Source organism: Stenotrophomonas lactitubi (assembly GCF_002803515.1).
Taxonomy (GTDB): Bacteria; Pseudomonadota; Gammaproteobacteria; order Xanthomonadales; family Xanthomonadaceae; genus Stenotrophomonas; species Stenotrophomonas lactitubi.
Window position 1 is genome coordinate 3,314,080 of the sequence record NZ_PHQX01000001.1, and the last position, 12,816, is coordinate 3,326,895.

Annotated in this window: 11 protein-coding genes; 3 read left to right on the forward strand and 8 right to left on the reverse strand. The window is 65.8% G+C overall.

Annotation, left to right across the window (positions count from 1 at the left end):
• Positions 1 to 6: 6 nt before the first annotated feature.
• Complete coding sequence (locus CR156_RS15550; protein WP_100553478.1) at positions 7 to 594, reverse strand: biliverdin-producing heme oxygenase; 588 nt, start codon at positions 592 to 594, stop codon at positions 7 to 9.
• A gap of 107 nt (positions 595 to 701) precedes the next feature.
• Here CR156_RS15550 and CR156_RS15555 point away from each other — a divergent pair, with 107 nt between their 5' ends.
• The gene (locus CR156_RS15555; protein ID WP_032976752.1) at positions 702 to 959 is read left to right on the forward strand and encodes a DUF2789 domain-containing protein; all 258 of its coding nucleotides are present in this window, start codon (positions 702 to 704) and stop codon (positions 957 to 959) included.
• A 109-nt stretch (positions 960 to 1,068) separates the two neighbouring features.
• Here CR156_RS15555 and CR156_RS15560 read toward each other — a convergent pair whose 3' ends face one another.
• The 5 genes from CR156_RS15560 to CR156_RS15580 all read right to left on the reverse strand — a co-directional run bounded on the left by CR156_RS15560 (position 1,069) and on the right by CR156_RS15580 (position 6,747).
• Positions 1,069 to 3,984 carry a TonB-dependent receptor gene (locus CR156_RS15560; protein WP_100553479.1) on the reverse strand — a complete coding sequence of 972 codons (2,916 nt, stop codon included), beginning with the start codon at positions 3,982 to 3,984 and terminating at the stop codon, positions 1,069 to 1,071.
• A 168-nt stretch (positions 3,985 to 4,152) separates the two neighbouring features.
• Complete coding sequence (locus CR156_RS15565; protein ID WP_100553480.1) at positions 4,153 to 5,094, reverse strand: FecR family protein; 942 nt, start codon at positions 5,092 to 5,094, stop codon at positions 4,153 to 4,155.
• Positions 5,095 to 5,197: 103 nt separating this feature from the next.
• Entirely contained in the window at positions 5,198 to 5,698 is a 501-nt protein-coding gene (locus CR156_RS15570; RefSeq protein WP_100553481.1) for an RNA polymerase sigma factor, read from the reverse strand.
• 90 nt (positions 5,699 to 5,788) lie between these two features.
• Complete coding sequence (locus CR156_RS15575) at positions 5,789 to 6,262, reverse strand: hypothetical protein (protein ID WP_100553482.1); 474 nt, start codon at positions 6,260 to 6,262, stop codon at positions 5,789 to 5,791.
• Complete coding sequence (locus tag CR156_RS15580; RefSeq protein WP_100553483.1) at positions 6,262 to 6,747, reverse strand: hypothetical protein; 486 nt, start codon at positions 6,745 to 6,747, stop codon at positions 6,262 to 6,264. Before CR156_RS15580 ends, CR156_RS15575 begins: the two co-directional genes overlap by 1 nt.
• Positions 6,748 to 6,928: 181 nt before the next feature.
• Here CR156_RS15580 and ppa point away from each other — a divergent pair, with 181 nt between their 5' ends.
• Complete coding sequence (ppa, locus tag CR156_RS15585) at positions 6,929 to 7,465, forward strand: inorganic diphosphatase (protein ID WP_025874161.1); 537 nt, start codon at positions 6,929 to 6,931, stop codon at positions 7,463 to 7,465.
• 151 nt (positions 7,466 to 7,616) lie between these two features.
• On the forward strand, positions 7,617 to 8,738 hold the full coding sequence (locus CR156_RS15590) for an HDOD domain-containing protein (protein ID WP_089236713.1): 1,122 nt from the start codon (positions 7,617 to 7,619) through the stop codon (positions 8,736 to 8,738).
• Positions 8,739 to 8,925: 187 nt separating this feature from the next.
• On the opposite strand, the gene CR156_RS15595 is transcribed toward CR156_RS15590, so the two are convergent.
• Together CR156_RS15595 and CR156_RS15600 are read right to left on the reverse strand one after the other, a co-directional pair.
• Positions 8,926 to 11,814: a TonB-dependent receptor domain-containing protein gene (locus CR156_RS15595; RefSeq protein ID WP_207764203.1), complete on the reverse strand. Its 2,889-nt coding sequence runs from the start codon at positions 11,812 to 11,814 to the stop codon at positions 8,926 to 8,928.
• A 49-nt stretch (positions 11,815 to 11,863) separates the two neighbouring features.
• Entirely contained in the window at positions 11,864 to 12,763 is a 900-nt protein-coding gene (locus CR156_RS15600; protein ID WP_100553484.1) for a helix-turn-helix transcriptional regulator, read from the reverse strand.
• Positions 12,764 to 12,816 lie beyond the last annotated feature (53 nt).

Consider the following 12,816-nt stretch of genomic DNA (forward strand, 5'->3'; position numbering starts at 1 on the left):
GGGACATCAGGAAAACTCCACTTCGACATGGCCGTGTACGCTGCGGAACGCGGCATCGGCGGCATCGATCACTTCCTGCTCCTGCGCCGGCGACAGCACCACTGCATCCAGTGCAGCAGTGAACTCGCGCCAGTGCCGCGCGGCCCCATCAGGATGTGCCGCCAGGTGGCGCGCACCGAAATCACGATCCAGGCCAAGCGCAGCCGCCATCTTGTAGAGCACGGTGCCACCCAGGTTGGAGCCTTCAGCAACATACAACCAGCCCAACGCAGTCGGCAGCGGCAGGTCATTCCCGAGCGCGATGATGTCCTCGCCCGGCAGCGCCTGCTCCAGGTCCTGCAGGTCGCTGCGTACCTGCTGCAGGCGGCGACGTTCAGCCAGGTCCGGCAGCAACGCGTCCAGCGCAGGGCTGGCGTACAACGCATCGATGCTGCGGTGGAAGCGGTACTGCACGCGCAGGAAGCGAGCGAAATTGCTGCGGTCGGCAAAGATGTCGCCGGCCATGATGCGCTTGTCGAGAGCGCCATGGCTGTCGCGGGTGGCGGCCTTCAGCCGCACGCTGCGGCTGTCTTCGAGGGATGTCTGAACGGTCATCGGGAGTGCCAGGGAAAGCGTCCCCCTGTAGACGATCCCGGCGAGGGTTCCCCCAACCCTGCTTGCGTCGATAATGCAGGTTCCTTTCCATTGCCAGGACCCCACCGATGATCACCACCGAACCGCGCATGACCAACCTGTTCCTGCAGCTGGGTCTGGATGCCAGTGCCGAGGGCATTGCCCGGTTCATCGCCGACCACCAGCTGGCCGCCGGTGTGGAAGTGGCCGATGCCCCGTACTGGAACGAAGCCCAGCGCCAGTTCCTGGCCGAATCGCTGCAGGCTGATGCAGCCTGGACCACCGTGGTCGACGAACTGAACGAAGCACTGCACGAAGCGGCGGTGAAGGCGGCGACCGGGCTGTAATCGCCGGGTGGTAGCGCCGGCATGAACCGGCGCTACCGTTGTGTTGCGGGTGATCCGCCGGGCATGGCCCGGCGCTACCAGTAGATCCACGCCATGCGTGGATGGTTGATCAATACCGCCAGGTAAAGGCCAATCGCGCGGTCCGGCCCGGAGCCGGCATCACGCCCAGGGCCAGCGGGTCCAGGTAGTAGCGGTCGGTCACGTTGTCCACGTTCGCTTCCACCGACAGCTGGTCGTTGAAACTCCAGCTCGCGAACAGATCCACCAGCGTGGTCGGCCGGTACAGCTGCTGGATCGCCGACAACCCGACGTTCCATTCCTTGTCCAGCTTGCTGATCGGGCCAGCGTTGTGGACCACGCGGGTGCCGAAGGTCAGGCGCTCGTCGAACAGTCGCGAACCCAGGGTCAGGTTGACCATGTAGCGCGGCGGGTTCTGGGTGTTGCTGTAGGAACCTTCGAAGCCACCATCCACGCAGTCCGGCGTGCCGATCAGTTCCTCGATCCTGCGCTGGACGCCGTACGCGCGGCGTTCGGCAGCGATGTCCGGCGCGCAGGTCTTGGCCTTGAAGTAGTAGTGCGCCGACAGATCGGCAAACACCTTGCCGCTGTCATAGCTGGACTGGAACTCCATGCCCGACACCTTGAAGCGGTCGACGTTGCGGATCAGGCCGGCCGACAACGTGCGGTAGTCGCGGGTGATCAGGTCATCGATGCGGGTATCGAAGTACGCCAGCTTCAGCGCCAGGCGGTCACCGGCAGTGAACAGGTCGTGCTGGATCGTACTGGCGCCCAGTTCCCAGCTGTGCGCGCGCTCGGGCTTGAGTTCGTCCACCGGCTTGGCCGCAGTGAACAGGCCGAGCGTGGTCTCGAACAGGCTCGGCAGCTTGGTGCCTTCGGCGTACTTCAGGTAGACCATGCTGTCTTCGCTGAAACGGAAGGCCACGCTGGCGGTCGGCGAGAATGCGCTGTCACGGCGGCGGATCGGCTGCGACCAGGTCCAGCTCACCGGCACTTTCAGATCCTCTGCAGCATCGGCGTCATAGAAGTTCCAGCCACCGATGTCGCCGACGGTGCCCTTCTTGTACGGCGAGGCCAGCAGCGACGCCTGGGTGAAGTTGCCGTTCGCGTCGGGATACCAGTTCAGCAGCGCGATGCGCTTGGCCCGCCACGACGGCAGCTTGGGATTGCCGTTGAGCAGCTCGGTGTAGCGGTACTGGCCCTGGACTTCGTATCCGTCCGGCGTGGCCAGGCGATTGCGGTCATGCACGTCCACGCGGTTCCAGCGCCCGCCCAGCAGCATCTCCCAGTGTTCGTCCGGCGCCCACTTCAGCGACGCCACCGCGCTGTATTCCTTGCGCTCGGCATTGCGCAGGAAGCGGTTGTTGACCAGGTCGTCGTGCATGATCGGGCCGGAGCTGCCCGGGGCGATGTCTTCATCGCTGTAGGACAGGCCGTAGTCGAGGGTGAAGCGGCCGGCACTGCTGTCGAACACCGACGTATTGCTGGCGTCCAGACCGAAGCGTTTCTGCCGCAACGGGTTGCGGTAGGCATCCTTGTAGCCGGGATTGCCGCTGAAGCTGGGCGCGTCGTACCACTCGGTACGGCGGTCGAAGTACCACGGGGTAATGCCGGTCAGGCTGTTGTACATCACGCTGTCGGCGTCGGTGTACCACGCGTTGACGCGCAGGTCGATCAGCTCGCTGTCCGGGTTGAACCGGTAGCGCAGGCTGTAGCTGTCCATGTCGACATGGCCCGGGTCCCACTGCGGCACGCGGTCGCGGTCGACGCGGATGATCTGCGAGGCCATGATCTCGCCAGCGGTGCCTTCATAGCGCCGATAGCCCGCTTCCAGTGTCTGCGCGTCGTCGATGCGCCAGGTGCCCTTGAGCAGGGTCGATTTCGAACGCGAGGACGTGTTGAACACTTCGGTGCGCGGCGGATTCAGCGGGGCCAGGGTGCGACGGGTCTGCGGGAAATCGTCGTAGCCCTTGCTGCCGGAGAAGTAATTGCCGTTGTCTCGGTACGCATAGGCGGCCACCAGGTCGAAGCGATCCCAGTGCCCGGCGGCGGCCACGTTGAAGAACTGGCTGCCGGTGGCGCTGCGATCGCTGCGCGGCACGGCCTCGTAGCCGGGCAGGTTGTTGGCGCTGCCGTTGGCCAGTCCCCCGCGCAAGCGTACGCCGACATCGCGCCCCTCGCGCAGCACGTCATCGACATTCAGGGTTTCCATTTCGACCACGCCACCGATACCGCCGGAGGCATTGGCCTGCAGGCTCGGGCCCTTGGTGATGGTCAGCCGCGAGATCAGGTCGGGGTCGAGGTAGGTGCGCTGCGACTGGCCGGCATAGCCACGGTAGGTGTCCATGCTGGACTGGCCACCGTCGATGATGACCGGCACCCGGCTCTGGCCCTGGATCCCGCGGATGTTCACGTCGAAGCCGTTGCCCACACGGGGATCGCCCGCAGTAACACCGGCCACGCCCTTGACGATGTCGCCGTTGGAGGTGCCGCGGAACCGCTCCAGTGCGACGCGGCCGATGCTGGTGGTCGAACCCACGCTGCGGTAGCTGTCGAGCAGGCGTGCTTCATCGCTGGCCGCGCCGCCCTGCACGCGGTCTCCGGCCACGCTGAGGGTATCGGTGACGATCACACCGCCAATCTGGCCCGCCGCAGCGACCTCCAGCGTCACCGCATCGGCGCTTACCCGGCGCACGCTCAGGCCACTGCCGCGCAGCAGACGTGCTAGGGCCTCGTCGGCTGACAGCGTGCCGCTGACCGGTTGCGAGATCACGCCCTTGGCCAGCGTGCTCGGATAGACCACCTGCACACCGGACTGGCGCATGTAGGCGCGCAGTGCATCGTCCAGCGGTTGGTCGGGAATATCGAAGTGCTGTACCGCAGCCGGGCCAGCGGTGCTGGACTGCGCCATCACGGTGGGGGTGGCGGTTGCCAGGCCGGCGGCCAGCAGCGCGATGCACAGACGGGACGGGCGCGGTGAGCGGCCCGGGCGGCGGAATTCGTACATGGGGGAACCTGTCAGAGGAGCGTGGCCGCGGGCGCGGCATCATCCGCGCATGCGCGGACCCAACGACGTACGTGGCGGCGGCGGGTACGTTCGTGGATGAGACGCGTGGCGGCGTGCGATCCCCAAGACGGATGCGATGCAGCCGCTGCATCCGCGGATGGCGTGGCGTTACCGGTGGACGATTGCCACACCCAGTGGCAGGCGGGTGACCTGCAGGCCGGCGGTGGCCGCCAGCGCGTCCAGTGCCTGCTCCGGATGATCGACGCGCAGCGCCGCGCTGACGGCTGGAAGCGCCTGGAGATTGCCGCGCACGAACGTAGGCCCTGCGCGATAGCGACCGACCTCGTGCACGGCATCGGTCACGCTGGCCTGCTCCAGCAGCAGCTCGCCCTGTCGCCAGGCACCGACGCTGTCTGCGGCAACGTCGGTCAGGCGCTGCACGCTTCGATGCTCGCCATAGCCCGCACGTTGCCCCACCTGCAGATAGGTCCAGCCGCCATCGACCGGACTGGCCACGCGTACGCGGCCCTGTCCGACTTCGGTCTCCACCCCGGCGGCAACGTGGGCGACCGTGAATGCGGTGGAGATGTCTTCCACCACACCGTTGCCAGCCGCGACGCTGAAGCGCCTCTGCGCATCAGGCGCCACATAGAACCAGGCACGGCCACGCAGCAGTTCAATGCGACGACGCTGGTCATCGAAGTGCACGGCGATCGCACTGTCGGCATCGAGCACGGCACGGCTGCCATCGGGCAGATGCACATCCTGCACGCGGTGGTCGCTGCGATGATCCGCCTGCAGGCGCAGCCAGGTATCGGGCCAGACCACCAGCATTGCCAGCGCAGCGGCGGTGGCCATGGCCCAACGCAGCCGCCGCGGGCGACGCGCAGCCTGCCTGCGTTCGATGGCGACCGGACGCGGACCCACACTGCGCCACAGCATGCGCTCATGCTCGAATGAACGCCGATTCGCAGGCTCGGCCAACCAGCGCTCGAACGCATCCATGCGCGCGTCGCTGATATCGCCGGACGCCAGGCACACGATCCAGTCCCTGGCCTGTTCGGCCACGGCCTCATCGGCGGTGCTGCGGGGTGTCGGGGGCGGGCTCATCGGCTGGCGGGGGACACGATCAGAGGTGGGCGGAAGGACTAGACCGCATGGGCGGCCTGCGAATCAAGACGCACGGCGGGTGTGCGCCCCCAAGCCGGATCGTTCATCGACCGCTGCGTGCCCAGGCAAGCCGCTGCAGCGCAGTGCGTACGTGGTTCTCCACCGTGGTCACCGACACCCCGAGGCGTCGGGCGATGTCGGCCTGGGTCAGGCCCTGCAGGCGATTGAGATGGAAGATGGTACGCGTCGGCTCGGGCAGGTGGCCGGCGGCATCGAGCACGCGCTGCAACTCATCCTGCACCATCACCTGCTCCTCCGTGGAGATCTGCTCGTCCTCCTGCCACAGGTAGTGCTCGGCCAGCAGGCGGTTGCGCCGCGTCGATTCGCGGCCATGGTCGGTGGCGAGGTTGATGGCCAGTCGATAGAGATAGGCGCGCGGATTGTCGATGCTCTGGCTGCTGTCGACCCCGCGCGCCTTGAACCAGACCGCCTGGATCACGTCTTCCGCCCCGCTGTCGCCACCGAGAATGCGCTGCACGCGCCGCAGCAGTGCCGATCGTTCGCGGATCAGCAGTTCGGTCAGGGTGACGGCGTTGGAGGACATGCGCGGCGACGGGACAGACGGGGGCGGCGCGCATGCTACTCCGTTAATGCGAATAAATCACGTTTGCATTACGCCCCCCCCCCCCCTGCGTCAGAGACAGTCTGTCAGGCCGTCATAGACGCTCGTGGTCGTGCCGGGCAACGGGGCATCAATCGCCTCATGCCCGGAAACCTGCCAGACCTGCAGCAGCTCCTCCAGCCGGGTTGCAGGCGCCAGCGGCAGCGTGCAGGCGTAGGTGCCATGGTCGACATCGATCCGGCCGTCCTTCTGCACCCAGGTTTCGCTGCCAGCGAAGGTCCAGACGCAGCTGGCGACCACGCCTGTCGCGCGCTCCACCGAGCAGCGCAGGCGCATGGCCCACAGGTTGTAGTACTGCCCCTCGCAGAACGTGTCGCCACAGATATCATCGAACCCGCGCACCAGCATCCGCTCGGCAGCGAGGAAGCGCTCCCGGCCGGTCGCGGGATCGGGATAGTCACGGGCGTCCACGAACGCCGGCGCCGCCTGCGCGGTTCCGGCCAGCAGCAGACCACAGAGCAGCCATCGTCCCGGGAAAGCACGCATCAGGCGCCCCTCCTCTGCAGGCAATCAGGCAGCACCTCGAACAGACCATGGTCGAGCCCGGGCAGTGGCGCCATCAGGCCGTCCGGCGCCTCCAGCGAGGCAAAGAAGGCTTCAACCGGCACCCCGGGCTGCATTTCCACCGGGCAGGTCCAGTGGCCGTTGTCGACTTGTACCTGCCCTGTGTCGGGTTGCACCGCCAGTTCGCTGGCCGCCAGCACCCAGACGCAGCGCTGCACCGTTCCCCGGTGGGCCAGCACCGCGCAGCGGAACTCCAGCACCCGGTAGTTGCTGTAATCGCCTTCGCAGAAGGTATCGGCGCACAGGCGGTCGAATGCCTGGGCAAGCGCGCCCTCCAGCGCGTAGGCCCTGTCCCAGGAAGCTTGCTCGGTTGGGGAGTCGATCAGGTCGACATGCGTCCCGCGCGCCAGCGCGGTCAGCGGGACAAGCAGCAGCAGAACGCCGCAGCGCCAACGGTTCCAGTTCATTGCAGGTCTCCTCGGTTCGGGATTCCAGCCTGCTCCGGTCGCCGGCCCGTCCCCATCGGGATACCCCGTCCTGACCGGTCATCGGCCACCGCGACGGCCCGTCAGCGCCCTACCCTGCACAGCGACCGGCAAAGGCATAAAATGGAGAGCTATCCGTCTACACCCCCACCTGGAGCACACCATGGGTCTGGAACTCGTCTCGCCCGGCAAGAACCCGCCGGAAGAAATCAACGTCATCATCGAGATCCCGAAGGATTCCGAGCCGGTGAAGTACGAAGTGGACAAGGAAACCGGCGCGATCTTCGTCGACCGCATCCTGTCGACCCCGATGCGCTACCCCTGCAACTACGGCTACGTGCCGAGCACCCTGTGCGGCGACGGCGATCCGGCCGACGTGCTGGTGGTGCTGCCGCTGCCGCTGGTCCCGGGTTCGGTGGTGCGTTGCCGTCCGGTCGGTGTGCTGAAGATGAGCGATGAGGCCGGCAGCGACGAGAAGATCCTGGCCGTGCCGGTCACCAAGGTGTTCGGCGGCTACGCGCACGTGGAAGACATCGAGCAGGTGTCCAGCCACTGGCTGGAGCGCATCGGCCACTTCTTCGAGCACTACAAGGACCTGGAGAAGGGCAAGTGGGTCAAGCTGGACGGTTGGGGCGGCGCGGCTGAGGCCAAGCAGATCCTGATCGAGGCGCACCAGCGCCACCTCGACAGCAAGGCCTGAGACTGAACAGCATTGCTCCGGCGCACGGCGTCGGAGCGATGCGGGTCACGTTTCATGACGGCGGCACATCACCTTTGCCGCCGTATTAGGTAAATTGCGTCACTTCACACGTCTTCGACATCGACCGTCGAGACAGCCAGGGGAATGTGTCGTGCGTATTCTGCTTGTTGGGGATACAGCCAGCCTGCCGGCTGAGCTGACCGAATTCATTGCCGATCTTGGGGAAGACTGGCAGCCGTTGACCGCCACCGATGGCCATACCGCGATGACCGCGGTCGCCACCCAGGGCGTGGACGCGGTGATCGTCTGCCCGCAGTTGCCCGATCTCAACGCGACCACGCTGCTGGGACAGATCCGCACCTTGCGCCCGGAGACCATCCGCATCGCACTTGTCGATGCACAGCATGGCAACCGGCCGCCGCCGGCGCGCCTGATCGGTGTCGCCCATCGCTTCCTGCCCTTGCCGTTGGCACCGGAAGTGCTGCTGGAAGCACTGACCAGCCTGGAAGAGCTGCGCGAAGTGCTGGACAGCCCGCGCCTGCGCGATGCCATCGGCCGCATCGAGAAGCTGCCCTCGCCACCGCATCTGTACCTGAGCCTGACCCAGGCACTGGAACATGACGACGACGCCGACAGCGCCGATGTCGCCAAGCTGGTCGCCGCCGACCCGGCGATCGCAGCAAAGGTGCTGCAGCTTTCCAATTCGGCGTTCTTCAGCCAGGGCCGCACCATCGCCGACCTGCGCACGGCCGTGACCCGGCTGGGCCTGGCCACGCTGCGTGACCTGGTGCTGGCCAGTGAAGTGTTCTCCGCGCCGACCTTGTCCGGCGCCGAGCGCAACTCGCTGCAGCAGCGTGCCTTGATGGCCTCGCGATTGGCCGCACGCCTGCTGCCCGACTCCAGTGCCGAACTCGGTGCCACCGCCGCACTGCTGGCCGACATCGGCCTGCTGCTGCCGGGCGTACGCAACGAACGCAGCGAACCCGAGCTGGCGGGCGACGACCGCCCCGGCCATGCCGAAGCCGGCGCCTATCTGCTGGGCCTGTGGGGCCTGCCGATGCCGATCATCGAGGCGGTGGCGTTCCATCTGCAGCCGCAGCGCGCCAACACCCGCAGCTTCTGGGTGACCGGTGCGGTGCACGTGGCACTGGCACTGGTCAACGGCGATCCGGTGGATGAAGAGTATCTGCAGCGCGCCGGTGTGCTGAACAAGCTGCCGCAGTGGCGCGAGCACGCCAACAGCCTGATGGGGCTGGTGCCAAGCGACGCCTGAGGCGTAGCGGCAGGCGGGTGCGCAGGGGATGAAAGGCAGGCCGGGTGGCCTGCCTTTTTTCGTGGTGCCGTTGTGCCGGAACGTACATCCACGCATGGCGTGGATCTACCCAGTCGGTGCAGCGCGCAAACAAGAAGGGCGGACCTTGCGGCCCGCCCTCCTCTTTCTGCTGTCACGCTTCGATGGATCAGAAGCGCTGGGTGTACTTCATGTAGTAGTAACGACCGATGTCGAAGCCACCGTAGTACGAGAAGCTCGAGTTCGGCTGGCTGTACATGACCGGGCCTTCGTGGTTGAACACGTTGTTGGCACCGACCGAGACCGTAGCCTGCCACGGCAGGGTGTAACGCACCTGCACATCGTGGAAGGTGTTCGAACCAACCTTGCGGGTCGGCTGGCCCAGGGTGTAGGACGAGCTGAAGTCAGGCAGGTTGCACTCGGTGTCGTAGGAGCACGGCTCCTTCATGCTCGAGTAGTAACGCACCGCCCAGTTCACGCCCAGGTTGCCCAGGCTCCAATCGACATTCAGGTTCGAACGGACGCGGAAGTTCGCACCCCAGTCGCCGGTTGCCCAGCTGGTGTGCTGCTCGACCGGGGTCTCGGCTTCGTTGTCGCGCTTGTACTCGAGGTAATCGACGTAGGTGGTCTTCCAGTCAACCACGATCTTGCCGAAGGAGAACTCCGGCAGGCGGTACTTGATGCCCAGGTCGTAACCTGCGGTTTCCTGGTAACCACCGTTGATCAGGGTGCGGGTAACGTCGACCACCTGGTTGACGGTGCGGCCTTCGGTACCGCGGCTGAAGCGGTCACACGCCGACGCCACGCCCAGCACGTAGCACTGGTTGAGGATCGAGGTCACCGACTCGGCGGCGATCACGTTGTCGATGCGGATCTTCCACCAGTCCAGGCTGACGTCCAGGCCCTGCACGAAGTTCGGGCTGTAGACCAGGCCAGCAGTCCAGGTCTTGGAGGTTTCCGGCTGCAGTTCCGGGTTGGAACCCGACTCGAAGGCGCTGTAGGACTGGGTGCCCGGGCCGGTCGACTGTGCGCCGCCCGAGGTGATCTGGCGGAAGTTCGCCGGAACGCCACGTGCACCGCAGGCCGCGGCAACCGACGGGTTGCGCGAGGCCGAACCGAAGCTGCTGTCGCACGGATCGGTGTAGGCGTCGAAGGTCTGCGAGGTGCCGCCGTACATGTTGGCGATGTTCGGCGCGCGGAAGCCCGTCGAATAGGTCGCACGCACCAGCAGGTCGTCGATCGGCTTCCACTTCAGGCCGAACTTGCTGTTGATGGTATCGCCGAAGGTGTTGTAGTCCGAATAGCGACCGGCCATGTCGAGCGACAGTTCCTTGGCGAACGGCATGTCAGCCAGCACCGGCACGTTCAGTTCGACGTAGAACTCGTCGAGCTTGTAGCTGCCCTTGGTCGGCGCGCCGGCCAGGTCGGTGCTCAGGCCCGACTGCAGCAGTGCATCCGGGTTGTACTCACCGCTTTCCTGACGGTGCTCGTAACCGGCAGCGATGGCCAGGTCACCGGCCGGCAGCGTGAACAGCGAACCGGAGATGTTGGCGCTGTAAGCCTTGGTGGTGTTGGTGTAGGTGTCGTGGCTCGGCAGGAACAGATAGGCCTGCAGTGCCGGATCAGCCAGCGAACCATTGCCGGTGGAGCCGTACGGTGCGAGCGGGTTCCACGGGGTGCAACCCGCGATCACCTTGCCCGGGGTACCGCAACGGGCAACGTCGCCGTCCATGAAGGACGGGCCGACGGCGTTCTGCACGTTCGGGATGAACAGGTTGCCGGTGCCGGTCTTGACGCCCTTGTTCTGGTTGTAGACGTAACCCACGTCCCAATCCCAGAACTTGTCAGCGAACTCGAACGAACCTTCCAGGCCGGCCGAGAAGCGGAAGGTTTCCTGCTCGGATTCGGTCTGGCGCGGGAACTCGGAGGTGCGACGGATGAAGTTCGCGTCCTTGCCCAGCGGGTTGTAGATGCTGTCGCCCGACAGCGGGGTGCCGTAGACCTCGGACTGGTACGGGTAGCCGGCAATCTGCGAAGTCGCGGTGCGCTTGGTGTACAGCACGTTCGCGGTAGCGCGGATGTTGTCGGTCAGATCGTAGTTGCCGTTGGCGAACACCGAGCGACGGGTCAACTTGTTCTGCAGCCACATTTCCTGGCTGGCATTGGTGTAGTCGGCGGTGCCGAACTCACGGAAGTCGCCCATGCCGTTGCCGGCACCGGTATTGCCACGGGTGTACCAGATATCGTCGTTGGCGTTCTTCGGGGTGCCCATGTCGTCGATCAGCACGCCATGGTTGGACGCCGGCGACCAGCCATTGGCATCGTCGTCGGTGGGGAACGGATGGAAGCGACCGTTCGGGTAGCGGCTGAAGGAGCGATCCTTGGCCTTGACCTCGTCTTCCTTGCTGTACTCGGCGCCGAAGGTGATCGAACCACGCTCACCGGTCTGGCCGTAAACGAAGTTGTAGACCTGCTTCTGGCCGTCGCCCTGGCCGTACTGGCCACCGTAGACGCTGGCTTCCAGGCCGTCGAAGTTCTTGCGGGTGATGATGTTGACCACGCCGGCGATGGCGTCGGAACCATAGATGGCCGAGGCGCCATCGGTCAGCACTTCGATGCGCTCCACGACCGAGGTCGGGATCGAGGCCAGATCGGTGTAACCACCGGTGCTGGTGCCCATGCGCTTGCCGTCCAGCAGCACCAGGGTGCGCTCCGGGCCGAGGTTGCGCAGGTCGACGTACTGGCCGCCGACTTCTTCGCCCGAGGTCAGGGCGTCGGCGCGGCTGATCGCCGGCGAACCGGTTGCCGACAGGTTCTGCACGATGTCGGCAACGCTGGTGAAGCCCTGCTTTTCAATGTCGGCGCGCTGCAGCGCGATCACCGGCTGTGCGGTTTCCATGCTCGCCTGGCGGATGCGCGAACCGGTGACCGAAATGCGGTCCAGGTCGGTCGTGCCGCCGGCAGCTGCGTCCTGCGCCGAAGCGAAGGACGGTGCCAAGGCAAGCGCAATGCCGGCCGGCAACAAGCCGAGCCGCACTGCAGGAATACGAACGTTCATCAATCTCTCCAAGGTACGTGTTAGTAGCGTGTTAAAACGCCGTAGCACGTTACGATTGCGTTGCAGCGCTGTATTTGCGCGACACAACCGGAGACTTTGCGGAGTGTGGCGGAAGCTGTCCGTCGTTCTCGCGGAAGCGCGAAGCGGACTGCCCATAGCGGGCGCGGAAGGCGCGCGCGAAGCTGCAGCAGTTGTCGAAACCGCTGGCAGCAGCGACTTCGCCGACCATCATGTCGGTGTCGCGCAGCAGATCGGCCGCGCGCTCAAGGCGCAACCGTGCCGAAAGCGACTGCGGGCTTTCCTCGTACAGGCTCTGGAACGTCTTGGAGAGATACCAGCTGGAGAAGTTGGTCAGCTCGGCCAGTTCGCCGATGCGCACCACACGGTGGCTGTTGCCTTCCAGATACAGGCGCGCGCGCTGCATGCGACCGAACACCTGGCGCTTGCGACTGCGCGAGCGGCCGGGGCAACGCTGCACGTTGTCTGCCAGGCTGCGCTGCAGACCGGCCAGATGCAGCAACAGCGGACGCAGCGCCTGCGCCGGCTGACCGCTGGCGAGGGCGTCACGCCACAGGCGCAGTGCCACGCGTGCATCGGCCCGGTTCATCAGGCCGCGGCCGGCGTACAGGCCGCAGTCGGCCATTTCGGTCAGCACGCGCAGCGCTTCGACGTTCAGGTTCATGCCCACGCACAGGCCGTTGCGTCCGGCCTGGACCAGCGGCCTGGACTCCTTCTCGAACGCGATCCACTCGCCCTGGCGAAGGCGGAACCGCCCTTCCTTGGCTTCCACCCACGAGGTACCGCGCACCTGCATCCAGACACTGAAGCTGATGCCGGCGGTCTGCAGGCTGCCGAGGCGGGCAACGCCCATGCAGGTCGGCGCGACATCGTCGATCGACTTGTCCAGGGAGAGGGTTTGGCCACGATCGGCCAGCGAGAGTTGACGCATAGGGGCACCACGGATTTGCCAAGTACAGGCCTCCGTTTTGCCAAATCAGGCGG

What these genes read in the sequence shown, in the direction of transcription:
- CR156_RS15600 (WP_100553484.1), bottom strand. Translation starts at nt 12,763, where the DNA reads ATGCGTCAACTCTCGCTGGCCGATCGTGGCCAAACCCTCTCCCTGGAC.
- CR156_RS15560 (WP_100553479.1), bottom strand. Translation starts at nt 3,984, where the DNA reads ATGTACGAATTCCGCCGCCCGGGCCGCTCACCGCGCCCGTCCCGTCTG.
- CR156_RS15550 (WP_100553478.1), bottom strand. Translation starts at nt 594, where the DNA reads ATGACCGTTCAGACATCCCTCGAAGACAGCCGCAGCGTGCGGCTGAAG.
- CR156_RS15595 (WP_207764203.1), bottom strand. Translation starts at nt 11,814, where the DNA reads ATGAACGTTCGTATTCCTGCAGTGCGGCTCGGCTTGTTGCCGGCCGGC.
- CR156_RS15580 (WP_100553483.1), bottom strand. Translation starts at nt 6,747, where the DNA reads ATGAACTGGAACCGTTGGCGCTGCGGCGTTCTGCTGCTGCTTGTCCCG.
- CR156_RS15555 (WP_032976752.1), top strand. Translation starts at nt 702, where the DNA reads ATGATCACCACCGAACCGCGCATGACCAACCTGTTCCTGCAGCTGGGT.
- CR156_RS15565 (WP_100553480.1), bottom strand. Translation starts at nt 5,094, where the DNA reads ATGAGCCCGCCCCCGACACCCCGCAGCACCGCCGATGAGGCCGTGGCC.
- ppa (WP_025874161.1), top strand. Translation starts at nt 6,929, where the DNA reads ATGGGTCTGGAACTCGTCTCGCCCGGCAAGAACCCGCCGGAAGAAATC.
- CR156_RS15575 (WP_100553482.1), bottom strand. Translation starts at nt 6,262, where the DNA reads ATGCGTGCTTTCCCGGGACGATGGCTGCTCTGTGGTCTGCTGCTGGCC.
- CR156_RS15570 (WP_100553481.1), bottom strand. Translation starts at nt 5,698, where the DNA reads ATGTCCTCCAACGCCGTCACCCTGACCGAACTGCTGATCCGCGAACGA.